The sequence below is a fragment of the Acinetobacter sp. NyZ410 genome, from assembly GCF_022828975.1.
GTDB classification, from domain to species: Bacteria; Pseudomonadota; Gammaproteobacteria; order Pseudomonadales; family Moraxellaceae; genus Acinetobacter; species Acinetobacter guillouiae.
Genome location: NZ_CP094620.1, coordinates 3,015,983 through 3,040,473 on the forward strand (window position 1 = coordinate 3,015,983; position 24,491 = coordinate 3,040,473).

General features: G+C 38.0%; 24 protein-coding genes. 15 read left to right on the top strand and 9 right to left on the bottom strand.

The window, feature by feature from the left end; all coding sequences use genetic code 11:
* Positions 1-96 precede the first annotated feature (96 nt).
* The 7 genes from cyoA (at position 97) to MTO68_RS14335 (ending at position 7,965) form a co-directional block, all read left to right on the top strand.
* On the top strand, positions 97-1,161 hold the full coding sequence (cyoA, locus tag MTO68_RS14305) for a ubiquinol oxidase subunit II (protein WP_004822435.1): 1,065 nt from the start codon (positions 97-99) through the stop codon (positions 1,159-1,161).
* Positions 1,162-1,164: 3 nt separating this feature from the next.
* On the top strand, positions 1,165-3,156 hold the full coding sequence (gene cyoB, locus MTO68_RS14310; protein ID WP_004719352.1) for a cytochrome o ubiquinol oxidase subunit I: 1,992 nt from the start codon (positions 1,165-1,167) through the stop codon (positions 3,154-3,156).
* A 4-nt stretch (positions 3,157-3,160) separates the two neighbouring features.
* On the top strand, positions 3,161-3,781 hold the full coding sequence (gene cyoC, locus MTO68_RS14315; RefSeq protein ID WP_004719350.1) for a cytochrome o ubiquinol oxidase subunit III: 621 nt from the start codon (positions 3,161-3,163) through the stop codon (positions 3,779-3,781).
* Complete coding sequence (cyoD, locus tag MTO68_RS14320; protein ID WP_171066910.1) at positions 3,778-4,104, top strand: cytochrome o ubiquinol oxidase subunit IV; 327 nt, start codon at positions 3,778-3,780, stop codon at positions 4,102-4,104. The genes cyoC and cyoD overlap by 4 nt, the downstream gene beginning before the upstream one ends.
* Positions 4,105-4,110: 6 nt before the next feature.
* On the top strand, positions 4,111-4,989 hold the full coding sequence (gene cyoE, locus MTO68_RS14325; RefSeq protein ID WP_004719345.1) for a heme o synthase: 879 nt from the start codon (positions 4,111-4,113) through the stop codon (positions 4,987-4,989).
* An 86-nt stretch (positions 4,990-5,075) separates the two neighbouring features.
* Entirely contained in the window at positions 5,076-7,208 is a 2,133-nt protein-coding gene (locus tag MTO68_RS14330; RefSeq protein WP_244013040.1) for a hypothetical protein, read from the top strand.
* Positions 7,209-7,215: 7 nt separating this feature from the next.
* Positions 7,216-7,965 carry a DUF3142 domain-containing protein gene (locus MTO68_RS14335; RefSeq protein ID WP_244013042.1) on the top strand — a complete coding sequence of 250 codons (750 nt, stop codon included), beginning with the start codon at positions 7,216-7,218 and terminating at the stop codon, positions 7,963-7,965.
* Positions 7,966-8,025: 60 nt separating this feature from the next.
* Here MTO68_RS14335 and MTO68_RS14340 read toward each other — a convergent pair whose 3' ends face one another.
* The gene (locus tag MTO68_RS14340) at positions 8,026-8,511 is read right to left on the bottom strand and encodes a hypothetical protein (RefSeq protein ID WP_244013044.1); all 486 of its coding nucleotides are present in this window, start codon (positions 8,509-8,511) and stop codon (positions 8,026-8,028) included.
* A 266-nt stretch (positions 8,512-8,777) separates the two neighbouring features.
* On the opposite strand from MTO68_RS14340, the gene rpsF reads away from it, so the two are divergent.
* The 4 genes from rpsF (at position 8,778) to dnaB (ending at position 11,524) form a co-directional block, all read left to right on the top strand.
* A complete protein-coding gene (rpsF, locus tag MTO68_RS14345) occupies positions 8,778-9,164 on the top strand; it encodes a 30S ribosomal protein S6 (protein ID WP_004719337.1) in 387 nt (128 codons plus the stop codon).
* Between the two features lie 11 nt (positions 9,165-9,175).
* On the top strand, positions 9,176-9,403 hold the full coding sequence (rpsR, locus tag MTO68_RS14350; RefSeq protein WP_004719336.1) for a 30S ribosomal protein S18: 228 nt from the start codon (positions 9,176-9,178) through the stop codon (positions 9,401-9,403).
* A gap of 9 nt (positions 9,404-9,412) precedes the next feature.
* A complete protein-coding gene (gene rplI / locus MTO68_RS14355; RefSeq protein ID WP_004719333.1) occupies positions 9,413-9,859 on the top strand; it encodes a 50S ribosomal protein L9 in 447 nt (148 codons plus the stop codon).
* 219 nt (positions 9,860-10,078) lie between these two features.
* Positions 10,079-11,524 carry a replicative DNA helicase gene (gene dnaB, locus MTO68_RS14360; protein WP_004719332.1) on the top strand — a complete coding sequence of 482 codons (1,446 nt, stop codon included), beginning with the start codon at positions 10,079-10,081 and terminating at the stop codon, positions 11,522-11,524.
* Between the two features lie 57 nt (positions 11,525-11,581).
* On the opposite strand, the gene MTO68_RS14365 is transcribed toward dnaB, so the two are convergent.
* Positions 11,582-12,004, bottom strand: coding sequence for a DUF4259 domain-containing protein (locus tag MTO68_RS14365; RefSeq protein WP_004719330.1), 423 nt, complete (start codon positions 12,002-12,004; stop codon positions 11,582-11,584).
* Between the two features lie 282 nt (positions 12,005-12,286).
* On the opposite strand from MTO68_RS14365, the gene alr reads away from it, so the two are divergent.
* Complete coding sequence (gene alr, locus MTO68_RS14370; protein WP_244013046.1) at positions 12,287-13,360, top strand: alanine racemase; 1,074 nt, start codon at positions 12,287-12,289, stop codon at positions 13,358-13,360.
* Between the two features lie 66 nt (positions 13,361-13,426).
* On the opposite strand, the gene MTO68_RS14375 is transcribed toward alr, so the two are convergent.
* The 5 genes from MTO68_RS14375 to MTO68_RS14395 form a co-directional block, all read right to left on the bottom strand.
* Complete coding sequence (locus MTO68_RS14375) at positions 13,427-13,855, bottom strand: BLUF domain-containing protein (protein ID WP_004719325.1); 429 nt, start codon at positions 13,853-13,855, stop codon at positions 13,427-13,429.
* A 333-nt stretch (positions 13,856-14,188) separates the two neighbouring features.
* Positions 14,189-14,923 carry a proteasome-type protease gene (locus tag MTO68_RS14380; protein WP_004822453.1) on the bottom strand — a complete coding sequence of 245 codons (735 nt, stop codon included), beginning with the start codon at positions 14,921-14,923 and terminating at the stop codon, positions 14,189-14,191.
* Positions 14,924-14,996: 73 nt separating this feature from the next.
* On the bottom strand, positions 14,997-15,776 hold the full coding sequence (locus tag MTO68_RS14385) for a transglutaminase family protein (protein WP_244013048.1): 780 nt from the start codon (positions 15,774-15,776) through the stop codon (positions 14,997-14,999).
* A complete protein-coding gene (locus MTO68_RS14390; protein WP_004822456.1) occupies positions 15,773-16,381 on the bottom strand; it encodes an alpha-E domain-containing protein in 609 nt (202 codons plus the stop codon). Before MTO68_RS14390 ends, MTO68_RS14385 begins: the two co-directional genes overlap by 4 nt.
* Before the next feature lie 38 nt (positions 16,382-16,419).
* The gene (locus MTO68_RS14395; RefSeq protein ID WP_244013050.1) at positions 16,420-18,021 is read right to left on the bottom strand and encodes a circularly permuted type 2 ATP-grasp protein; all 1,602 of its coding nucleotides are present in this window, start codon (positions 18,019-18,021) and stop codon (positions 16,420-16,422) included.
* A gap of 310 nt (positions 18,022-18,331) precedes the next feature.
* Between MTO68_RS14395 and MTO68_RS14400 the strand changes: the two genes are divergently transcribed.
* A complete protein-coding gene (locus tag MTO68_RS14400) occupies positions 18,332-19,327 on the top strand; it encodes a WYL domain-containing protein (protein ID WP_004719313.1) in 996 nt (331 codons plus the stop codon).
* Positions 19,328-19,750: 423 nt separating this feature from the next.
* Positions 19,751-20,707 carry a hypothetical protein gene (locus tag MTO68_RS14405; RefSeq protein ID WP_244013051.1) on the top strand — a complete coding sequence of 319 codons (957 nt, stop codon included), beginning with the start codon at positions 19,751-19,753 and terminating at the stop codon, positions 20,705-20,707.
* 61 nt (positions 20,708-20,768) lie between these two features.
* Here MTO68_RS14405 and MTO68_RS14410 read toward each other — a convergent pair whose 3' ends face one another.
* Together MTO68_RS14410 and mnmG are read right to left on the bottom strand one after the other, a co-directional pair.
* Positions 20,769-21,707, bottom strand: coding sequence for an ADP-ribosylglycohydrolase family protein (locus MTO68_RS14410; RefSeq protein ID WP_034613399.1), 939 nt, complete (start codon positions 21,705-21,707; stop codon positions 20,769-20,771).
* Positions 21,708-21,831: 124 nt separating this feature from the next.
* Entirely contained in the window at positions 21,832-23,712 is a 1,881-nt protein-coding gene (mnmG, locus tag MTO68_RS14415) for a tRNA uridine-5-carboxymethylaminomethyl(34) synthesis enzyme MnmG (RefSeq protein WP_004719311.1), read from the bottom strand.
* Positions 23,713-23,971: 259 nt separating this feature from the next.
* Here mnmG and MTO68_RS23155 point away from each other — a divergent pair, with 259 nt between their 5' ends.
* Positions 23,972-24,394 (top strand): hypothetical protein, encoded by a 423-nt coding sequence (locus MTO68_RS23155; RefSeq protein ID WP_004719309.1) that lies wholly within the window; start codon positions 23,972-23,974, stop codon positions 24,392-24,394.
* Positions 24,395-24,491 lie beyond the last annotated feature (97 nt).

Sequence of the window (24,491 nt, forward strand, 5' to 3'; positions counted from 1 at the left end):
TTCTATTTAGAAATAATAGTCATTTTCAATCATGCGGCACTTTAATCGCTATCCCATATTTATATAGGGAATGGGACTCTTCACCGAGGTTGTAAAATGAGACAAACGACTTTAGCTGTATTGTCTTTATCTGCGATCGCCGCACTCTTAACTGGGTGTGGTGGTGATATAGTACTTCTAAACTCTAAAGGTCCAGTCGCTGAAGGTCAAAGTAGCCTGATGATGACTGCGATCTACTTAATGCTATTGGTCGTAATTCCTTCGATCTTGATGGCATTGTGGTTTGGTTGGAAATATCGCGCGTCAAATAAAGATGCAGACTATAAACCTACATGGGCACACTCTACTGCGATTGAAATTGTAGTATGGGGTATCCCGTGTATTATTATTGCTATTCTTGCGTATTTAACATGGTGGGGTTCACACAAATATGACCCTTACAGACCATTAACGAATACTCAAGGTCAGATGGAAGAACATTTAAAAATTCAAGCAGTCGCTGAACAATTTAAATGGGTATTTATCTATCCTGAACAACAAATAGCTACAATTAACGAAGTTCGTTTCCCAGTCAATAAACCAATTGAATTTCAAATCACTTCTAACTTTACAATGAACTCATTCTTCATTCCTAAGTTAGCAGGTCAGGTTTATGCAATGGCAGGTATGCAAACTAAGTTACATATGCTTGCAGAACATCCAAGTCCAGCAGATGGCTACCGTGGATTCTCAGCAAACTATAGCGGCTATGGCTTTACGCAAATGCGTTTCAGAGCTCATGCTGTTTCAGATGCTGACTTCAACACTTGGGTAGACGCTATTAAAGCAGGTAAAGGTACTTCAATTAATCCTGAAGCGATCCAAAAAACCACGCTTGATGCGACTGAATTTGCTACGCTCAAAGATGGTGATCGTTCTAAACACCAAATTGAAGCAATGCTGAACAATGCGCATACTCCAGAAGAACTTAAAGCTGCACACGAAGCTGAACGTAAAGGTCCATTCCCTACTAAGCCTCATCCTGTGACTTATTATTCTTCAGTTACGCCTGACTTGTTCAAAAGCATTATCAACACTTACATGAGCAACTACCATGGTGCAGACCATGCAGGTGCTGAACATGCAGGTGCTGAACATGCAACTGCTTCTGTAGGGGAATAAGACATGTCTTTGTTATTAGGTAAACTCAATTGGGATGCAATCCCTAAAGAGCCGATTGTACTTGTAACAATGGTCATTATGGCTCTTGGTGCAATTGCAGTTTTCGGCGGTATCACCTATTTCAAAAAATGGGGTTACCTCTGGAATGTATGGTTTAAATCTGTAGACCATAAAAAAATTGGTATTATGTATATCCTTGTGTCTGTTGTGATGCTACTTCGTGGTTTCGCAGATGCAATCATGATGCGTCTTCAACTGTTCCTTGCAAAAGGTGGCGGTGAAGGTTACTTACATCCAGACCATTACGATCAGATCTTCACCGCACATGGTGTAATCATGATCTTCTTCGTAGCAATGGGTCTTGTTGTTGGTATGATGAACATCACTGTACCACTTCAAATTGGTGCGCGTGACGTTGCATTCCCATTATTAAACTCTGTGAGCTTCTGGTTATTTGCTGGTGCTGCTGGTTTGATGATGGTTTCACTTGTATTAGGTGAGTTTGCTGCAACAGGTTGGATGGCTTATCCACCTCTTTCTGGCATTCAATATTCTCCTGGTGTTGGTGTTGACTACTATATCTGGGCACTCCAGGTTTCTGGTCTAGGTACGCTTTTAACGGGTGTTAACTTCTTTGTTACCATCATCAAAATGCGTGCGCCTGGTATGAAACTTATGGACATGCCGATCTTTACTTGGACTGCACTTTGTACAGCAGTATTGATCATTGCATCTTTCCCAGTATTGACTGCAACAATTGCAATGTTAACGCTAGACCGTTACTTCGGTTTCCACTTCTTCACCAATGAGCTTGGCGGTAGCCCAATGCTTTATGTGAACTTGATTTGGACATGGGGTCACCCAGAAGTATATATCTTAGTATTACCTGCTTTTGGTCTTTACTCTGAAATCGTTTCAACGTTCTCTCGTAAAACGTTGTTCGGTTACAAGTCTATGGTGTATGCAACGATTGCGATTACAGTACTTGCTTTCGTGGTATGGTTACACCACTTCTTTACCATGGGTGCTGGTGCCAACGTTAACGCGTTCTTCGGTATCATGACCATGATTATTGCGATTCCTACTGGTGTGAAAATCTTCTCATGGTTATTCACTATGTATAAGGGTCGTATTACCTTTACATCACCAATGTACTGGACACTTGGCTTCCTTGTGACTTTCGGTATCGGTGGTTTAACGGGTGTATTGATGGCTGTTCCACCAGCTGACTTCTTGGTACACAACTCTTTATTCTTGATCGCTCACTTCCATAACGTAATTATTGGTGGTGTTGTATTCGGTATGTTCGCAGGTATCACTTTCTACTGGCCAAAAATGTTTGGTTGGAAGTTAAATGAAACTTGGGGTAAAGCATCGTTCTGGTTCTGGTTCTTTGGTTTCTATTTTGCATTCATGCCACTTTATATCCTTGGTTTCATGGGTATGACACGTCGTTTGAATACATATGACAACCCTGAATGGGACCCATACTTAGCAATTGCTTTGTTTGGTGCTGTGCTTGTAGCAATCGGTATTGCTTGTTTCTTAATGCAAGTTATTGTTGGTTTCTTACAACGTCACGACAACATGGACAACACAGGCGATCCATGGGATGGTCGTGTACTTGAATGGTCTACTTCATCCCCTGCTCCGTTCTATAACTTTGCTGAAATTCCAAAAATCAATGGTATTGATACTTTCTGGAATGACAAAGAGAATGGTGTAGCGTATGCACGCCCTGAGAAATATGAAGATATTCATATGCCAACTGACCGTGCTGCTGGTTTTGTTATTGCCTTGTTCATTACAGCAATGGGCTTCGCTTTAATCTGGCATATCTGGTGGTTAGTCGTTGCAACTTTCCTTGGTGCTGTTATCAGCTTCATCGTAAGTTCATTCACTAAAAAAGTGGACTACTACGTACCAGCTGCTGAAGTAGAACGTATCGAAAACGAGCGTTATGCTTTACTTGAAAAACACTTGAAGAAGGACTAAGGATATGGCTGAAGTACTTCATCACGACAACCACGGACACGATGAACATCATCATCACGATGATACAGACATCACCGTCTTTGGTTTCTGGACATACTTGATGAGTGACTTGATTTTATTCGGTACACTCTTCATCGCGTTCGCTGTATTAAGCAGTCATATTCCGCCTGGTACTCCAAGTCCAAAAGAGTTATTTGGTGAGTCTTTAGGTTTCGTACTTGTTGAAACCTTTGCTCTCTTGATTTCTTCTGTGACTTTCGGTTTTGCGGTACTTGCTTCTTACAAGAAAAATGTCAACCAAGTGCTTATGTGGTTAATTATCACTTGGCTCTTTGGTGCAACATTCATCGGTATGGAACTTTATGAATTTAATCATTTAGTTCACGCTGGTCATGGTCCTACCCACAGTGCGTTTTTATCTGCGTTCTTTACCCTTGTAGGTACGCATGGTATCCACGTAACATCTGGTTTGGTCTGGATGATCGTGTTAATGGTTCAAATCAAGAAAAATGGTTTGACTGTTCCAAATACACGTCGTCTTGCTTGCCTAAGTTTGTTCTGGCACTTCCTTGACATCGTTTGGATCTGTGTATTCAGCGTAGTTTATTTACTGGGAGCTTTATAATGAGTCATGATCATAATGCTGCTGGTGCTTCGCACGGAAACATCAAACAATACTCTATCGGCTTCATTCTTTCTGTCGTATTGACCATCATCCCTTTCGGGATGGTGATGAAAGGAATGACTGGTGGTGCAGTTGTTGCAACGATTGCGATCACTGCGATTGCTCAAGTTCTTGTACAATTAGTTTTCTTCTTGCACATGAATTCATCTTCTGAACAACGCTGGAATGTGATTGCATTCATCTATACGATTCTGACGATTGCAGTTCTCTTAATTGGTTCTGTATGGATCATGAACTACTTACATTCAAACATGATGCTCTAGGGTGTCATGTTGAAAAAATATCTATTCCTGACTAAGCCAGGAATTCTCTTTGGTAACTTCGTTACCACTTTGGGCGGCTTTTTCTTAGCCGCTCAAGGTTCTGTAGATTTCCTTTTACTTCTCATCACATTACTAGGTACTACGCTTGTCGTTGCCTCTGGCTGTGTGGTGAATAATGTCATTGACCAAGACATTGACCAAAAAATGCAACGTACAATGAATCGTGCGCTCGTCAAAAAAACCATCAGCCCAACAGTTGCTTTAATTTTTTCTGCTGTGCTCGGTTTAATTGGCTTTGCTTTGTTGTGGTTTTTTGTCAACGCCTACGCATTTGGCTTTGCTGTACTCGGCTTTGTTGTGTATGTGATTTTTTATAGTCTTTGGAGTAAACGTACTACCATTCACCAAACTGTGATTGGAAGTATTTCTGGCGCAAGCCCTCCTGTAATTGGATATACTGCTGTTTCCAACGGATTTGATGTTGCCGCTTTGCTGATTTTTTTAGCTTATGCACTCTGGCAAATGCCACATTCTTGGGGAATTGCAATCTATCGATTTGATGATTATAAAAATGCAAATATTCCAATTTTACCTGTAGCCCGTTCAATTTTTCGCACGAAAGTTGAAAGTTTAATTTACGTTATTCTGTTTGCTGCAGTTTTAAATGGATTGTATTGTTTTGGCTATACCAACATTTTCTTCCTTATTACCTTTAATGCTTTATGTGCCTATTGGGTATATTTATCGATTATTGGATTTAAAGCTGAAAATGATCAGGTCTGGGCAAAAAAATATTTTTTGTATTCCGTCATTCTAATTACAGCGCTCAGTGTGAGCTTTAGTTTTAGTTATGTCTCCCCTGCACCTCATTTGCCACTGTTTTAAAAAAAGATAGAGTTCTCTCTATCTTTTTTTTATCTGCATAAATAAAATTAAAATATTAAAATTTTTATTATAACGATAGGCACTTTATGCTTTTTAAAAATAAAACACTGCAATATGTCTTTCTTGTCGGTTTACCTTTGGTAGTTCACCCTACTTCTAGCTTTGCTGGCGCTGCAGAAGAAATCGCATCACCAACTTTTGACCTAAACAACAATCAATATCGTATATTAAATCTCCCCATACTCTATCCAGCCAATGACAATAGAACCAACATGATGCTACTGCTAAGTGACAAAGGTTTAGCAAGTATCAAAGCATTTGAAGTTGATAAAATGAGTTTATGGGATACGTCTAGTGGCTTAGTCCCTTTTTACCCTACCGAACTAACTCAAGCATCTGAAAATAAGATTCCAAACAAACGTGCTTTTTATGATGCAAATGATCACGTCTATGATGAGCGCTGTATAACGCTCAAATCTGGTGCTGAAGTTTTTCTTCAACAAGTTTCAAATCACAAGAAAATATCTCAAAACGAAAAAAGCAGCTTGTTAGAACAACGTAATCAGATCAAAGATTGTCAACAAACTATTCCATTGATTCCGGTCAATGTACAATGGACACAATCCGCTCAACAGTATGCTTCTTATTTAAATGGGATCATTTTATTTTACAAAGCTAACTATTCCTCAGCAACTAAAATATTTACAGCCTTAAGCCAAGTTGATGACCCTTGGTTAAAAGAAACCGCTCAATACATGCTGATCCGCACATCATTAAATGAGCTGTATAGCCAGTCATTAGGAACTTACGGTGATTTAGATACTCAAAAAGTTGATCAAGCGCTTCTTAAAACTTTTTTTAATCGCATTACTGATTATTTTAAGCTTTACCCTAAAGGTCAATACGTAGCCAGTGCCAGAGGTTTTTTACGCCGAGGCTACTGGATTGCCAATCAACAAGATGCGCTAGTCAAAGAGATGATTTGGCAGATGGATCACCCCAGATCAGATTATTACAATCTCGACATGTCCACATTGGCGGCCGAAATAGATCGCAAGGTATTTGGTTTAGAAAACTTCAATGCAAAAACACTCAACGATCCTTTCTTTTTAGCCATTTATGATCTGATGTATATGCGTCAGAGTGATTCTACGCAGTACCGGCCAATTAGCTGGTCCGAGTTAAATGCACAAAAACCTGTATTTAAGGAGCAACCTGAGTTGTTCCGTTATTTACAAGCCGTTCATTTATATTTTATTCAGAAAAAACCGCAAGATGCGTTAAATTATTTACCGAAACAAAAACCCAATTCCATTCAAAATTATTTAGAACTCAGCCAATATACGCTTAAAGGGGTCATTCTTGAAAAAAGTAGTGATAAAAATCTGGTTGAACAATATTGGGATCATTTACTCGCAATTTCTGCTAATCCTTATCAAAAAGCTTTGGCAGAAGTCGCCCTAGCGATTCACTATAAAAACACCAATAACCAAAATGCCTTTTTAGGAAATCATTCAAAAATCAAACAAGCAAGCTTACAGAAAGCATTCATTACTCAAATTGCCGATGTCAAAGCTTTAGAAAGTATCATTACTGCCAAAGACAGTTCAGCTGATAAAAAGAATCTGGCTTTATATACATTATTAGATAAAAGCTTAATGAGTCAAAACTATGCGGTATTCAATAAAGCATATACCACATGGTTACCTCAAGATGCCTCAGAATACAAAGCATACAACAGCAAAATTAAAGCTTATAAGTCAGAACCCCACTTCGAAGTTTTTGTTTGGAATGGTCATGAAATTACACCAACGCTCAAATGCCCTAAATTAAGCACCTTAACAGCTGGCTTAGAAAAAAATCCGAAAAATTTAACTTATCGTTTATGCCTAGGCGAATATATGCGTAATCAAGGCACTGCTTTAGAAAGTTTTTATGGTGACTATTACTATGGTCCAAGTTTTAGCCAGCCGAAAAATGCCTTTACAGGTGAAACTTTTAGTCGTGGTGAGGTCTATAAAGAAATTATTAAATCGAATTCTAAAAGTGAATTACAAGCTTATGCGCTTTATCGCGCTGTTATGTGTTATTCGCCGAGTAGTATAAATGTCTGTGGTGGAAAAGAGGCCACAAAATCCACACGCAAACAATGGTACGCACAAATTAAACGTGACTATCCAAATACCACATGGGCAAAATCTTTAAAATATTATTGGTAGTTGATTCATGCTTAAACAGATTTTCTCGGTTCTACTGACAATCCAATGTTGTTTAGGATTAATGGCGTGTCAACCGAGTCAATCCGCAACAGCCTCAGATCAGGTCAATGCAAATGACTATGATACCTTTTGGATTTGGGGAAATATCAAGTCTGCGCCTTATTTAAGTAAAGCAAAGGAAATCTATATTTTACAAGGTGAAGTTAGGCTGGAGAAAAATTCCAGCCAATCTATCTTGATCCAACAAGGCATTTCTGTGGTTAAGATTCCACATCAAAAAGTATGGTTAGTTTTTCGAAATCATCATTTAAATTGGCAAGGCGCTGAAATAGAAAAAATTTTACAACGCGTCCGACAGTGGGAAAGCGCAGGCAATCACATTCAAGGTATTCAAATCGACTTTGATGCACCAACTAAAAATTTAAAAGCGTATGGCTTATTTCTACAACAGCTTAGAAAGCAGTTACCACAGCATTATCAACTCAGCATCACCAGTTTGATGGATTGGGCCAATCTGCGTGATCCAGTTACACTTAGGCTATTTAGAGAAAATATTGATGAAATGGTGATTCAAACCTATCAAGGCACTACGACTATTTCAAATTATCAGACTTATTTAACTAAGGCTTCAACATTGAAACTGCCTTATAAAATTGGCTTGGTACAACATGGTAAATGGGATCAGCAACTTAAATTTGATACTGATCCAAACTTTAAGGGTTTTGTGGTGTTTTTATTACCACAAAATAAATCATGAATTAATCTAATCAATAAATTCACGTTTTTATTCAATTTAACTTCTAATTGAGTGACCCAATTAACTTCCAAAAAAAACAGAATCATGCTCAAACCGAGCAAATAACGCATCCATTTTTCCCGCATATTTCATATCCAGTTGATGCCATAATTTTTTCGGAAGTGGAATAAATTCTAATGTGTCGGAACCATCAGAAGCTTTACAGAAACGGATTTCATACTCAGGTTGTAAAATTTCATTGAGTGCCCGTAGTGTGGTATCACGATCAGCACCTTCTCCTTGATAAGGAATCAACAATGATTTTTCACCATAATGAATTGTGATGCTAAAACCTTGTTGATTATCAGCATCTTCAAGTTCAGCAGACAATTGTCCAGTTTCTAAAATATTTTCACAATAGCCAATAATTGCATCATCCTCTTCTCTCCAATCCACCACCATGACAATGTCATAACGACCATCAAAAACATCAAAGTAGAAGTCTTGTGTAGGGTTTTCGATATAAGATTCAATGGTTTCCAGTTTTTCAGCGCTGTAGTTTGTCATTTTAGCGATCCATATTTTTATTCATTTTTAATCTAAATAGGTACAAGATGAAATTCAATCTCGGGTCTGTAAAATTTTAGTGGTTATTCCAATAAATATTTGAATATTAAATTGTGTTTGCGCGCAAACTTTCCTATAATAGGCGCTCGCAATTTTTGCGGCACAATCTATTGGCTTTTAAACTGTTGTTTAAAGTTTATGCTGATTGTGACTCCTTGCTTCAATCTTTTTAAGGTTGGGGCTGTATAAACCGTAAGGAGCTGACAATGCGTCACTACGAAATCGTAATTCTGGTACACCCAGACCAAAGCGATCAAGTTGTGGGAATGGTAGAACGCTACATTTCTCACATCAAAGATGCTGAAGGTCAAATTCACCGTCTTGAAGATTGGGGCCGTCGCCAATTGGCTTACCCAATTAACAAAATCCATAAAGCGCATTACATTTTAATGAACATTGAATGTAACCAAACTACGCTTAATGAATTAGAAGAATTGTTCCGTTATAACGATGCAATCCTTCGTAACGTGATTATCCGTCGTGAAAACGCAATCACTGAAGAATCTTTACTCGCTAAGAGTGCTGAAGAAAAACGTGCGCGTAAAGCTCAACGTGAAGAAGCACAACAAGCTCAAGATTCTGTTGAAGCATAAGGAGAACATCAATGGCACGTTTTTACCGTCGTCGCAAGTTCTGCCGCTTTACAGCTGAGAACGTTACGTACATCGACTACAAAGATATCGACACTTTAAAACAGTACATCACTGAAAACGGCAAGATTGTTCCTAGCCGTATTACAGGTACTAAAGCTCGTTACCAACGTCAATTAGCGCTTGCTATCAAACAAGCTCGCTATTTAGCGTTGATTCCTTACACTGACAATCATAAGTGAGGTTGAGCCGTGGATATTATTTTATTACAACGCATTAAAAACCTTGGTAAATTAGGCGATAAAGTTTCAGTTAAAGCTGGTTACGGCCGTAACTACCTTATCCCTCAAGGTAAAGCAGTTGCAGCGACTGAAGCGAATACTGCTGCATTTGAAGCTCGTCGTGCAGAACTTGAGAAAGGTGAAGCTGAAGTTTTAGCTGCTGCTCAAGCACGTGCTGACCAATTGAACGAAGTAAACATCGTTATCACTGCGAAAGCTGGTGATGAAGGTAAATTATTCGGTTCAATCGGTACTCGTGATATCGCTGACGCGTTAACAAATGCTGGTCTTGTAGTTGACCGTGCTGAAGTTCGTTTACCGAACGGTGCACTTCGTCACACTGGCGAATTTAACATCGCAATCCAATTGCATCATGATGTTACTGCTGAAGTTCTCGTTACTATCGTATCTGAGTAATTTCTTGCAGAAAAAAAGAGCATACTTTTGTATGCTCTTTTTTTATCTTTAAATTTTACCTCGGATCAGCTGAAATTGTTTCTAGTTGATTCATTCCCCTACTTATCGGTATTACTGTTAGATACTTTTAGTATTTTGCATTAAGATAAGTGAGTACTTCAGTACACACGTACATTACGTAAATAATGTTTTTGCACGATTTAAAAATCAAGGTTTTATATGTCTCAGGCAACTGCCACAGCTCAACAGAATCCCTTCAGCACTGATGCAAAAAACAAAGACAATGCTCAGTTAAAAGAGTTTCGTACGCCTCCTCATAACTTGGCAATTGAACAAGCTGTACTGGCTGCATTGATGACGGTTGCTGAGTCTTTTGAACAAGTCAGTGATACTTTGAATGAAACTGATTTTTATGCAACACGTCACAAATATATCTTCCGTGCAATCGAAAAACTGGCACAAGAAAACTCTCCATATGATGCAGTTTTAGTCAACGATTGGCTGATTAAGCAAAACTTGCTTGATGCAATTGGCGGTGAAGAATATTTAATGCAATTGATGTCCGATTCACCTTCAAGTTTCTACAACCTAGAAACCTATGCGGGCAAAATCAAAGAATTTTCAACGTTAAGAAGCATGATTAAAGTAGGCAATGAAATCCTGCAAAATGCTTATGACACCAAAGGTCGTGAAGTCAGTGAAATTCTAGATCTTGCTGAAACCAATATTTTCTCTATTGCAGAACAACATAATAATAATGCCAAAGCACAAGGGCCAAAAGCCATTACCTCAGTTGTTGCAGATGTTTTTGACAAGTTAAATGAACTTTCTCAAATGGAAGGCAATATCACTGGTTTAACCACAGGTTTTATGGAGTTAGACAATAAAACCTCTGGTATGCAAGCTGGTGATATGATCATTGTTGCTGCACGTCCGTCGATGGGTAAAACAACCTTTGCCATGAACCTTGTAGAAAGTGTGTTATTTAACTGTGATCTGCCAGCACTGGTTTTCTCTATGGAGATGCCAGCAGATTCTATCGCCATGCGTCTCATTTCAGCATACGGTAAAGTCCATCAAGGGCATTTACGTTCAGGTAAGCTTGATGGCGATGAATGGTCTAAAGTCACAGGAACCATTTTACAGCTACAAGAAAAACATCTTTATATTGATGATTCATCTGCACTGCCACCAACGGAACTTCGAGCACGTGCACGACGTATTGCCAAACAACATGGCGGCAAGCTGGGTTGTATCATGATCGATTATCTACAATTGATGAAAGTACCAGGCATGGGTGATAACCGTGTCGGTGAGATTGGTGAAATTTCACGAAGCTTAAAAGCCCTTGCCAAGGAAATGATGTGCCCTGTTATTGCACTGTCACAGCTTAACCGTTCTCTGGAAAACCGTCCAAATAAACGCCCGGTAATGTCCGACTTACGTGAATCAGGTGCAATCGAGCAGGATGCCGATTTAATTATGTTTATTTACCGTGATGAGGTTTATAACAAAGAGTCGAAAGAAGCAGGCACAGCTGAAATTATCATTGGTAAACAACGTAATGGCCCGATCGGGACTGTGCGTTTAGCCTTTGAAGGTCAATACACGCGCTTTAGTAATCTATCGCCTGAGTATTATGCGCAATATCAAGATGAAGAATAATGCTGATCAATAGATTTAGCATCATTTAACACTGCTGTTGAGGTGAGATTTTAATCTTCAAATCTTGGAACTTAAAGTCTCTCTCAACGTTTCAATATTTTTAGTCCATTCATCATAATCATCTGAATCTTGCCAAAGCTCATCCAATTCAGAGTTTTCACTGGTCAATAATAATAATGCAGTCAAGGCTTTGGGAATAAGCGCATAATTGACATTGTTTTTATTCTGTTCAAGCCATTTTTCTACAGGTTCAGGATAATATTCATTTTCTTCAATCCCTTCACCAAATGATTTAGCTAAAACATCTGCTGCAGCATGCGCAATACAACCAATATCGGCATCGATAAACTCTTCGGTTGCCATATCAATCATTTCATCAAAAGCTTGTTCAATGACAACATGCCCATCTTGCTCTTCAAACTCATAGGCCCAATCACTTGCAGTATCATTTCCAAATGGTTCATGTGACCATGTTCCCATATACCCTCCGAAATAAATCCTTAAATTTAAATATAAAATGTACGATTTTATTTAAAAAATAAAGTGCAATATCTTTACAAATTATGTGCAAAGCGCTTAACAAAAATTTTATCGATACAAAATCAATAAACCATTAAAAACACAAATGTTTATGTTTATTTAAAGCTGATAGGACTACAATATTTAGCGTTTTAAAGCTGCACTTTTTTAAAGTTATGCTTTTATCTCTATTTATGCGATTTAGCATTATTCAATCTTTGCCATTCCTCAGGAGTAACTAGGGTGCGTCAAGCAACAGTTTATATTGACAGTGAAGCACTGCAATATAATTTAAACCGAGTCAAACAACTTGCACCAAGCGCTAAAATTGTCAGTATGGTTAAAGCCAATGCATATGGACATGGCGTCAAGGACTGTTTAGCCGCCTTAAATGCGACTGATGCCTTTGGTGTCGCCTGCCTTGCTGAAGCCTTAGAGATTCGAGCATTAGGCTATCAACAACCGATTACTCTCATCGAAGGTATTTTCAGCGCTGATGAAATGATTAGTGTTCTTGAAAATAACCTTGAAATCGTTGTACATCATCAGCCACAATTGGCATGGTTACGTGCACATAAAAAACAATATATCGACAAAGGTTTAAAAGTCTGGGTAAAACTCAATAGTGGTATGAACCGATTGGGTTTTAAGGTGGCTGAAATTATTGAAGTGATTCAATCACTCAAAGCAGAAGGCTTTACCTGTGTGCTGGCCATGCATTTTGCCAATGCGGATGCGGATCATCACCCGTTAAATGAACAACAGAAAGATCAATTCTTACAGGTAAAAGCTGCTTGTGAACCAATCTTAGCTTCATGCTGCAATTCAGCTGCTATTTTTAAATGGCCTGAACTGAATTTTGATTTTGTACGTCCAGGTATTATGCTTTACGGCGCGTCTCCCTTTGCAGATCGAAGCGTTGCTGAATTAGACATTAAACCTGTCATGAGCTTTACCGCTGAAATCATTGCACTCAATCATATTCAAGCAGGTGAATCTGTAGGTTATGGCTCTACATTTGTCTCAAAAAATAAAATGGATATCGCCATTGTTTCAATAGGCTATGGGGATGGTTATCCGCGTGCTTTTCCTCAACAAAACTATGTCAGCATCAATGGCCAAATGGCATCGATCATTGGTCGTGTCGCAATGGATATGATCGCAATTGATGTCACTGGCTTAGATGCCCCCCTAGGTACAGTCGTTGAACTGTGGGGCAAAGATCGTTTGGTTGATGATGTGGCTGCTGCCAATGGTACGATCGGTTATGAGTTACTCTGTCGTATGAGTGCTCGCCCTATCCGTAAAAAACTTTAAACACGCGTTCTCGATTCAAGATGAAAATCCAAGCCATCGCTTGGATTTTTTAAGAGTTTTCAGATTTCAGACAAATTCTTCTGGCTGTTCAATCTCATAGAGTAGTTTAAGTAATGTCGGGATATCCTGTTCATCTAAACTTAATGGGCGAAAATGGTTATAACCCTTACTCTCGAAGTATTGTTGAATTTTGCCATTTCGTCTCACGTATTTCATAGACCACTGTGAAAAATGCCCTTGCTCAACATGGCCTGCTCTAAACAGCTTGATCTGATGATGTCTTGGATCTTTATGCAATTTTTCCAATACATGTAAGATAACCACTTCCTCACCTTCTAGGCATTGAAAAAAATGCTCATCTGCAAAATACAGAACGCCTTGAACTTGATGAAGTATATTAAAATCTCTCGCTTCACCTAAAATATCTCTTAAATCATTGAGTATTTGATGATGGGGTGAAGTTGTTTTACTTGCATAGCATAATTGAAAAGTCATGTAATTCTTCTATTTTTAACTTTCATTATTTATAAACAATTATTTGCGATCATACAAGTCTTAACATTTTATTATTTAATTGTTTATCATTTTTTTATTCGGATTGCTTTACAGTACATACATAGCAACTGTGCTCTTTAATTTTTTTAATTTAAAACAGTGATTTAATATATATTTATCATTAAAAACACAAAGTAAATCATGATCCACCTAGTCAATTGTCTCGATATAAATTTTAGAATAAAAGAAACATAGAATTGAATTTATGCGACCTCTTTATAATTTTTAATATAAAAAAAGCGAGATTAAACTCGCTTTAAAGCACATAGAGTATTATTCAAAATAATCATTGGTCGGTTTAGGTAAATCTTGCAAACCTTTCTTTAAAGTTTCAGACCATTGTTTGCTGATGTGTTGAAAATAAGGATCACTGTCGTTAATTCGCTTGCCTTTTGGTACCTCTAGGCTGTCTTTAAGATAAATCATCGCATCTAATGGCATACCAACAGATACATTTGAACGTAAAGTCGAATCAAATGAAATTAAACTACAACGTAACGCTTCATCTAAAGGCATATCATAACTTAAGGCACGATCTAAAATTGGTTTACCATATTTACTTTCACCAATTTGAAAATAAGGTGTATCACTGGTTGCAGAAATAAAATTACCTTGCGGATAAATATTATAAAGCTGCATTTCCTCTCCACTGATCTGGCCACCAACCAATAAACTACAATAATAGTTACTTTGCTCTTGAGTATCTTCAGTGACATCAGCAATGACTTTGCGTAGGGTTTGCCCAACCAATCCTGCAACCTCGAACATCGTATTCACGCTATACAAATTGGGTTCTTGCTTAAGTGCCAAATGATTTTCTAAATGTCCAATCACCGCTTGTGTCGTTGCAAGGTTGCCAGAAGTTTGAATACAAATAAAGCGTTCGCCTTTTACCCCAAACGTATAAAGTTTTCGATATACAGAAATGTGATCGACTCCAGCATTGGTTCGGGTATCACTAATAAATACTAAACCTTGTTTGAGTCTTAAAGCACAGCAATACGTCATGAAACTACCTATACAACTAAATTTGAGATTAATCACATTCTGCAATTATTCACACTATTTACCATTGCCACCACTAACATGCAAGCACTTGAACAATAGAGTACATGGTTTCAGTGCCACCTTGCTCTCTTACTCCACGAACGGGTGCAACATCCCAATAGTCGCGTCCAATCGCCACATAGACATGTGATTCTGGGCGGAATAATTGATTACTGACATCAATAACATGCCATTTACCGTCTAAAAATATCTCTGTCCAAGCATGACTCGCCAAATGCGATTGATTATTTACATATAAGTAACCAGAAACGTAGCGAGCTGGTACCCCCAATGCTTTCGCCATCGCAATCAAGACATGACTATGATCTTGACATACCCCTTGCCGTGCTGAAAAAGACTCCATTGCGGTATGCGTTACTGTAGTACTTGCGCTGATATAGGGCATATGTTGCAACAAAGCTTCTGCTAATTTTTGGAAATTCGCCCAACGCTTATGCGTTATATACTGTTCAGCAAAAGCAATCATTTCTATATTGCACAAGGTTGCAGTGGTTGGCTGTAAAAAAACCACAGGCGATACCTGATCTTCGATACCAAATTGATTGCCTACATTAATATCGACAATCCCCTGCGCCATAATGGACATTTGTTGATAAGGCTCAATTTGCGAACTGGTCAACCAAACATTATCAAAAGCATCTTTTTTAATGTGTTTTTCACCGGGAACACTGACATGCCAACCCGTCACCTGTTGATGCAAATTAGACTGTGGTGTCATCTTGATATACTGAATACTATTTTTTGCCCATTCAGAATATTGGTAATGCGTTTGGTGATTAATCATCAGTTTCATAAGCGATCCAATTCAAATAATGAGTCAATATGGTCACTAAAATGATAATAATTCATACGGTCTGGTTGGTTTTTTAGTTCTTCCCAAACTTCAGGCAAACTACACATACCATGTTGATCTAAACGATCAATCAAATGATTCAATTGTGTCAAAGTCACTGATTTATCTTGATTCAGACGCAATTGACGATCAAATTGTTCCATTTTTTGCCCTAAGCTAAAAAATAGAAACAATAATTCATCATCCTCTGCCTCCAATACATCATTACACTCTTCACAAACATCACAAATAAAACCAGCATTTTGCTCTGCCTGTTGTAATAACTGATTTAATTCGGCAAAGGACTGTGCTGAAATCACCCCACGTAAATCATGAATATTATTTTTGGCACATAAAAAATGCTGATGAAATGATGCAGGTTGCTCATTGTCTAAAATCAATTCATTTAAAGAACTTGCATCAAATGCGGGTAAACAAAAAGCATGTGCATAGTCTAAAGCCAATTCATTGGTTTTAAATGGAAATTGGCTACACAAATATTGAATACGGGTTAAATAGCGTCCTAACCAAAAAATATTCTGTGCATTGGTACTGAGTAAAATCATGTTTGCTCTCCTTTGGCTGGGATTATTTGAAGGTGGGGCTAAATTGAATATTCATCAATTACCCATGTATCCTTAATTCCACCACCTTGTGATGAGTTGACCACCAGTGAACCTTGTTGCATCGCAACACGAGTCAAGCCACCTGGAACAATTTCTATGCGTTCTGGTGAGCTGAGAATAAATGGTCGTAAATCAATATGACGTTCAGCAATTCCTTGGGAAGTTAGTGTTGGTGCAACAGATAAATTTAAGGTGGGTTGAGCGATATACGCAGAGGGTGAAGCCATTAACTTCATTTTAAATAGGTCAATTTCTTGTTCAGTTGCTTTAGGACCGATGAGCATCCCATAACCACCTGAACCTTGAGCCTCTTTTACCACCAATTGATCCAGATTTGCCAAAACATAATCCAAAGCTTCAGCTTCACGGCATTGATACGTCGGTACATTGGACAAAATTGGTTTTTCATTTAAATAATAAGCAATCATTTGATCCACATAGGGATAAATCGACTTATCATCTGCAACGCCTGTACCAGGTGCATTAGCAATCACCACATTTCCACTTAAATAAGCAGACATTAGCCCTGCAACACCTAAAGTGCTATCAGGTCTAAAGCTTAATGGGTCTAAAAAACCATCATCCAAACGCCTATAAACTACATCAACCTGTTGACGCCCACGGATAGTTTTCACATAAACCTTGTCGTTTTCAACAAAAAGATCACGTGATGTCACCAATGGCACACCCATTTCCCTTGCTAAAAATGAATGTTCATAATAGGCGCTGTTATAACGTCCTGGTGTTAAAACCACGATTGTGGGGCAATCTACTTTTGAATTTTCAGCCAAAACATCCCGCAACAATTGAGGATACAACTCAATATTGGCAACGTGTTGATTGCATAATTCAGGCATAAGTTTTTGACTCATCTTACGGCTTTCAAGCATATAGGACACACCTGAAGGCGTACGTAGATTATCTTCTAAGACAAAAAATTCACCTTTGCAGTCCCGTACAATGTCAATTCCACTAATTTGACTGTAAATATTTCCATTCAAGCGATGATTCATCATCACCGGTTGATAAGCTTCATGAGAAAGCACTTGTACTGCTGGGATTAAACCTTCTTTTAAAATATTTTGTTGATTATAGATATCCGCTAAAAATAGGTTTAAGGCTTGAATACGTTGTGTACAGCCTGCTGCAACCTTGTTCCACTGTTGCTTGGCAATCACACGTGGGATTAAATCAAATGGTATGGTGCGATCAATTCCCGATTTTTCACCATAAACTGCAAAAGTAATTCCTTGATATAAAAAATGCGCTTTGGCTGTTTCATTGAGTTTTTCAAGTTGGTAAATGCTGTGTTGAGATAACCAATCTTCGATTTTTTCAGCAGTTTCGGGTGAAAGAACGTGATCATCCGTCATTTCATTAAAAAAAACCGAATTCATCTGTTTAAGTAAATGATGTGAGGCTTGTTGTGCATCGATATTTAGATTAATGGCCTGTTGAATATTTCCTATCTGTTGTTGATTCGTCGTTTCAGTTTTTTCTTCTGCCTCAGCAATTGGCAAAGCGAAGCGATCTGCATAATTCTCATTGCTTGAATTTGTATCTATGGTTTCTTTTAGCATACAAACCTCTTTTTATCTTCTCTAATGGCTTCTTTAATAATGCAATATCAATGCCAAAATATTATTAAATCGCCATATCCTGTATTCTTCACTTGTACAATTAAATCTTTCTGGCTCAGTTTTATTAATTCATTGTTTGCTATTGCACTCAATGTGAGTTTTGATCGAACTTGTTTCAAAATTTTTTAGCTAATATTTTCAACACCTAAGCGACTAGTCACAGGATATAACTTGCAGAATCAGTTTTAATTTTCTATTGTGTAGCTGATTTATTTCCCTTAAACATTCACGATTCCATTGATACCAAACCATGTCTGCACAAGAAAAAGAAACTTCCAATAGCCTCTATCGCCAATGGCAAATCCTGTCCCGACTCTCTACGGGGAAGTGGATGGGCACACGTGAATTACAAGAAGTTTTAGAACGTGAAGGGATCGAAATCAGTTTACGTACGATTCAGCGTGATCTAAATCAAATTGCTCAACGCTTTCCGATCGAGAGTAACAAAACCGTACCACAAGGCTGGCGTTGGCGTTCAGATGCCCCGATTCAAAGTCTGCCGCATATGACCAGCTCGCAAGCAGTCACGTTTATGATGGTTGAAGAACATTTAAAACACCTGCTTCCACCGAGTTTAATTGATGAAATGAACCCTTGGTTCGATTTGGCACGGCGTAGCCTTTCTACGCAGAACAATGTTCGACAATGGATTAACCGTGTTCGAATTGTGCCTGCTAGCCAACCAGTAATCCCACCTCTGGTGGAAAGACATGCACAGCAAGCCATTTATGAAGGACTACTACAAGATAAACAAATTGAATGTGTCTATCGTGCACGTGGTTATCAGGGTGAAGAAAAAACCTATACTCTAAATCCTTTAGGTTTGGTTCAAAAAGGTGCAATTATTTATTTGATTTGTACGCGTCATGACAAGACAGAAGTTCAGACCTTTGCATTACATCGTTTTAAATCTGCAACTGTTTTAGATTTACGTGCTTTACACCCAGTCAAATTCGATATTGATGAATATATCGATTCTGGTGCGCTAGGCTTTAGAGTCGACTTTTCTCGACCGACCGAAAATGTTGAATTAAAATTAGTCATGCACGAAGATGATGCACAATACTTCACGGAAAGCCAACTGAGTAAAGAACAAAAAGTTGAACAACTGAATGAAGAGTTATATCAAGTCAGTGCTGTGGTTCCATTTACCTCACAACTGGTATGGTGGTTAAGAAGTTTTGGTAAAAAGATCGTCCGAATTGAGCCTGTTGAAGTGTTTAATGCGGTACATGAAATTGAATAATCTATCGACTTCATCCAAGCGAAAACAATCAAAATAAAAAGAGCCTTTCGGCTCTTTGATTTATTGTTTTGATTGTTGTTTTTAAATTTTATTGTTTTTGCGCTGATATAAAACCCATATCACATTTTTACATGTCCACAAGACATGGGATTTATTGGAGTATGTTAAACATCACATGTTACAGCACGCGAGTTCAGCACTATTGTAGCGGATCGATTTCATTGTCATGATGTTCACCTCTCGTTTGAATGTAAATTGACTATAACCATGATTTTGCAAACTGAAAAATAATTAAAACTGCTTTGTTTTTCATCAATTCTGTTTAGGAGTTATTTTTATAAAGTTAGATTGGATCTGTTTATTAAATCTGTTAAACACACTACACTTGATTAAAAATCAAAAGTAACCAATGAGAAATATTCAATGATTAAAAAAATGCTTATATTATCAATAACAAGTTTGTACTTAACAGGTTGTGGTGGTGGAAATGATTCCAATAATAACAATTCACCGTCTGAGCAACTCCCGCCAAATAAAGTTGAAAGCCAGTTACTCATTACTAAAGATAATCAAATTACTTCATTACAAGCAAATGTTGAAACTCAAGACCAAACGAAGCCATTATATAGAGTAATGCAAAGCTTTGAAGCTCCAAATCTGAATGAAGTAGGCACTTATGAACTAAGTTACAATTATTATGAATTTCAATTCAATGCAAAAAATCAATTGAATGAAAACCACAGCTATATAGTTGGCGTACTTTTTGATAAACAAGATCTCACTAAAGAACCTGAAATTACTCGATTAATGGATGTTACCTCCATAACGAATCCTATTGAATATATCTGTTATTCTTATAGAACTGGTTGTAAGAATATAACAATGTCAATCGATCCAAATTCAGGAAGTAGTTATGCTACATTCAACAACACGTTGTTATATAATGAAGATACTTCAGAGAAAATAGAAATTAAACTCAATGGAAAAATTTCAGGTACCTTATCCAAACCACCTATAAAAATTCAAAATATTGAAAAAACTGATATAAAAAATAATATTGTGCTATATAACACCCTAAATAACAGCTCAACCAACTTTAATGGAAAACATTTTAAAATCTCTTTTACAAATCATAATATCATTGAGTTTTGGTCAAGCTCTTTGAGCCCATTTGATAACTTATATATAAAAACCATTGATAATCAGGCTACTGAATCACACTTTAATATTTATTCAAATATTGTCCCATCACCCAAAGTAAAAGCAGACTCTTTAAAAAACATCCAATTTAATCCAAAAACGTTTACATTTAACTTTAGTAAAATAAAACTAGATGGCGTATTAAAAGATGATTACTTAGATGGCCAAGTTGGCCTGTAGAATTTATAAAATCAAAGGGTCATCATTAAGATTTTCCTTTGATTTACATAAATATTTGCCTTTAAGCTGGCACATTGGAGAGTAGTTTGGTCAATAAGGGTTCAACTAAATCTTTAGCTCTGAGCTGCGCTAACCATGATTCTGGAATTGAATCAAAACCAAAATATAATCCAGCGATTCCTCCTGCGACACAAGCCGTTGTATCTGTATCTCGACCAAATGCAATGGCTGTTTTAATGACATCTTGATATGTTGTTTGTTTTAATGCATATCTAGCCGATTTTAAACAATCAACCACATAACCACTGCCTGTTCCCTTTTCCAATTCATCAGGTCGAATATAATATTCTAGTTGTTCTAGATCATCTGGCTTATCTTTTAAATAAGCACGTAATTTTGTCACTGCATCAGACCAAGCAGCTGCAATATCCAAACCATTTAATATAGACCTTGCCCATAAACAATATAAAGCACAGCAAACTTTAGAACGTAAATGCGCATGTGTGACATGTGATTGCGCATAAGCATCTTCAATCAACTGTATATCTGAACCTTGATGCCAAATTGCTAGAGGTAATACCCGCATCAATGAACCATTGCCATTTGCAAGTACATCATTATTTGCAACCTGTAATAATGGCACACCAGACAGATAGTTTCTTATGGCTTCAGCAGTTTGTACTCCAACATCAAATACTTGAAAATCCACAGCCATATAACCACATTGATACCAGTTGCATATACGTTTCATAAAATCTTCTGTATCCATTTTATTTTTATAAAGTAATGAATCCAAAAGGCATAAAGCTTGTGCGCCATCATCTGACCATGTCCCTACTGGAATATGAGGATAGGTCTTTGCAAAATTATTCGGTGGGAGCATTTCAATTTGGTCATAGGCTGGTAACTGCTCAGCTAAGAGAAATTCATATGATACCCCTACAGCATCACCTACTAACAAACCATAGATTGCACCTTTTAATTGATCTTGTTTTGTCATGTTTTACTCTAAAACCTATTTACTTTTTATATTGTCATAATGACAATATATTTTCAATAAAAATTCCCCTTTGCTATAGACAATAAAAAACCCGCATATAGCGGGTTTCTTACAATTCAACATCTTAAGCTGATTTTCTCGCTTGGTTATTTTTACGAATTGTAATCATCACCAATTGAACAGCAGCAGGTGTTACACCCGGAATACGGCTGGCTTGTGCCAATGTTTCAGGTAATACATTTTTCAGTTTCATAGTGATTTCACGAGAAAGTCCTGAAACGATATCATAATCAAAATCAGCTGGAATTTTGGTATCTTCCAAACGCTTCATTTGCGCAACATCTTCTTGCTGACGATTGATATAACCTTCGTATTTCACAGCAATTTCAATCTGCTCACCGACAAATGCAGATACTTCAGAACCGGTTAATTCAGCAATTTGTGCAAAGTTGATATTTGGGCGTTTAAGTAAATCGATTGCAGAACATTCTTTAGAAAGATCAGCGCCTGTCAATTCAACGAATTTTTTCCCCATTGGATTGTTCGGTGCAGCCCAAAGATGTTGTAAACGACCTGTTTCTTTTTCGACTGCTTCCATTTTTTCACAATAAGAAGCCCATCGCTCATCATCAACCAAGCCCATTTCACGGCCAATTGCTGTTAAACGTTGATCAGCATTATCTTCACGAAGCATCAAACGATATTCCGCACGAGAGGTAAACATACGGTACGGTTCTTTGGTACCTAAGGTAATCAAATCGTCGACCAAAACGCCCATATACGCTTCATCACGTTTAGGCGTCCATTGCTCTTGATCCCACGCACGACGTGCAGCATTTAAGCCCGCCAATAAACCTTGTGCACCAGCTTCTTCATAACCTGTTGTACCGTTAATTTGACCTGCAAAATACAAGTTATTAATCGATTTGGTTTCAAGTGAGAATTTCAAAGACTGCGGATTGAAATAATCATATTCAATTGCATAGCCTGGACGAAGAATGTGTGCATTCTCCATACCACGGATAGAGCGTACCAACTCAAACTGCACATCAAATGGTAAAGATGTTGAAATACCATTTGGATAAAGCTCGTGTGTATCCAAGCCTTCTGGCTCAAGGAATACCTGATGCGAATCTTTATCTGCAAATTTATGAATTTTATCCTCAATCGATGGGCAATAACGTGGACCTACACCTTCAATCACCCCGGTATACATCGGCGAACGGTCTAAACCACCACGAATAATCTCATGAGTACGCGCATTGGTATGCGTGATATAGCAATTAACTTGCTCAGGATGCATCGAAGCATCCCCCATAAATGACATGGTTGGTGATGGGAAATCACCCGGTTGTGGAATCATCACAGAAAAATCGACAGAACGTGCATCAATACGTGGTGGTGTACCAGTTTTTAGACGACCTACTGGCAAGTTTAATTCACGTAAACGAGCTGCTAACGAAATTGATGGTGGATCGCCTGCTCGTCCACCTGAAGAATTATTTAGGCCAACGTGAATCACGCCACCTAAGAATGTACCTGTGGTTAACACCACAGTTTTCGCATCAAAGCGAATACCCATTTGGGTCACTACACCTTTAACCGTATCGCCTTCAACAATTAAGTCATCTGCAGATTGTTGAAAAATATCTAAATTGGCTTGATTTTCAAGTGTATGACGAATCGCGGCTTTATAACGGATACGGTCAGCTTGTGCACGAGTTGCACGTACAGCTGCGCCTTTACGCGAGTTCAAAATACGAAATTGAATACCGCCCTTGTCTGCAGCCAATGCCATTGCACCACCTAAGGCGTCAATTTCGCGAACAAGGTGAGATTTACCAATACCACCAATGGCTGGGTTACAGCTCATCTGCCCTAAAGTCTCAATGTTATGAGTCAAAAGCAGAGTCTGTCGACCCATACGCGCCGCAGCCAGTGCCGCTTCCGTACCTGCGTGACCGCCACCGATAACAATGACATCGTAAACTTTAGGATAATGCATAGTGATAAATGAGAGATAAAAGAATGACAGGAAATTATAGCAAAATTTTACTTCTAGTTTTAGGCAGTTTTACAAATATTATTTCCCTCAATCATGCGTATGAACGATTAAACATCTCTTATACATAGGCAACATAAATTGACACTTCGTTTCATGACTGCCCTACAAATAGAATTTAACTTATCAAAAACTCACGATACGATAGACAATACACGGACAAATTATTTTTTTCGAGACTTTATATATAAGGAATATCATGATGAAAAATACCATGTCTAAAGTAATTACAGCATCTTTACTCAGTTGTGTTGCATTTAGTTTTGCCCATGCTGCTGATGAAAACACCAGCAAAGCCGAAGTGAAAAAGCAAATTCAGGTATGTGCCAAGAAAAAACAAGGTGACTGGGTCACCTACGCCAACAAAGGTGTAACTTTTAACGGTACATGTGAACCAAATGAAAATGGTAAATTACAATTTAGCTTCCCAGCACCTGCAGGTGGCAACCCAACTGCCGCTGCTGCAGCGCCTGAACCAGCCATTGAAAACCGCCCAGCTGTAGAACAATCTGCTCCAGCGAGTGCCGATGCACCAGCAACAAATGATGCATCACAAGCAGAACAACCTGCAATGGAGCAACCGAGTCAAGCCGCTCCAAGCGAAGATCCGATCCAAGCGCAATAATCTGCTTTAGGCATAAATACGTGCTTTTATAAATACCTGCTTTTATAAATAGCATGTATGAGCAAAAAAGGTGTTCCATTAAAAAATGGAGCACCTT

Excerpts from the sequence above, each read along its gene's own strand:
- cyoB (WP_004719352.1), top strand. The coding sequence starts at position 1,165 with ATGTCTTTGTTATTAGGTAAACTCAATTGGGATGCAATCCCTAAAGAG.
- dnaB (WP_004719332.1), top strand. The coding sequence starts at position 10,079 with ATGTCTCAGGCAACTGCCACAGCTCAACAGAATCCCTTCAGCACTGAT.
- MTO68_RS14410 (WP_034613399.1), bottom strand. The coding sequence starts at position 21,707 with ATGACAAAACAAGATCAATTAAAAGGTGCAATCTATGGTTTGTTAGTA.
- MTO68_RS14375 (WP_004719325.1), bottom strand. The coding sequence starts at position 13,855 with ATGACTTTTCAATTATGCTATGCAAGTAAAACAACTTCACCCCATCAT.
- rpsF (WP_004719337.1), top strand. The coding sequence starts at position 8,778 with ATGCGTCACTACGAAATCGTAATTCTGGTACACCCAGACCAAAGCGAT.
- MTO68_RS14395 (WP_244013050.1), bottom strand. The coding sequence starts at position 18,021 with ATGCTAAAAGAAACCATAGATACAAATTCAAGCAATGAGAATTATGCA.
- cyoA (WP_004822435.1), top strand. The coding sequence starts at position 97 with ATGAGACAAACGACTTTAGCTGTATTGTCTTTATCTGCGATCGCCGCA.
- MTO68_RS14380 (WP_004822453.1), bottom strand. The coding sequence starts at position 14,923 with ATGACGTATTGCTGTGCTTTAAGACTCAAACAAGGTTTAGTATTTATT.
- mnmG (WP_004719311.1), bottom strand. The coding sequence starts at position 23,712 with ATGCATTATCCTAAAGTTTACGATGTCATTGTTATCGGTGGCGGTCAC.
- MTO68_RS14390 (WP_004822456.1), bottom strand. The coding sequence starts at position 16,381 with ATGATTTTACTCAGTACCAATGCACAGAATATTTTTTGGTTAGGACGC.
- MTO68_RS14405 (WP_244013051.1), top strand. The coding sequence starts at position 19,751 with ATGATTAAAAAAATGCTTATATTATCAATAACAAGTTTGTACTTAACA.
- MTO68_RS14335 (WP_244013042.1), top strand. The coding sequence starts at position 7,216 with ATGCTTAAACAGATTTTCTCGGTTCTACTGACAATCCAATGTTGTTTA.
- MTO68_RS14400 (WP_004719313.1), top strand. The coding sequence starts at position 18,332 with ATGTCTGCACAAGAAAAAGAAACTTCCAATAGCCTCTATCGCCAATGG.
- MTO68_RS23155 (WP_004719309.1), top strand. The coding sequence starts at position 23,972 with ATGAAAAATACCATGTCTAAAGTAATTACAGCATCTTTACTCAGTTGT.
- cyoC (WP_004719350.1), top strand. The coding sequence starts at position 3,161 with ATGGCTGAAGTACTTCATCACGACAACCACGGACACGATGAACATCAT.
- cyoE (WP_004719345.1), top strand. The coding sequence starts at position 4,111 with ATGTTGAAAAAATATCTATTCCTGACTAAGCCAGGAATTCTCTTTGGT.
- MTO68_RS14330 (WP_244013040.1), top strand. The coding sequence starts at position 5,076 with ATGCTTTTTAAAAATAAAACACTGCAATATGTCTTTCTTGTCGGTTTA.
- MTO68_RS14385 (WP_244013048.1), bottom strand. The coding sequence starts at position 15,776 with ATGAAACTGATGATTAATCACCAAACGCATTACCAATATTCTGAATGG.
- rpsR (WP_004719336.1), top strand. The coding sequence starts at position 9,176 with ATGGCACGTTTTTACCGTCGTCGCAAGTTCTGCCGCTTTACAGCTGAG.
- MTO68_RS14340 (WP_244013044.1), bottom strand. The coding sequence starts at position 8,511 with ATGACAAACTACAGCGCTGAAAAACTGGAAACCATTGAATCTTATATC.
- MTO68_RS14365 (WP_004719330.1), bottom strand. The coding sequence starts at position 12,004 with ATGGGAACATGGTCACATGAACCATTTGGAAATGATACTGCAAGTGAT.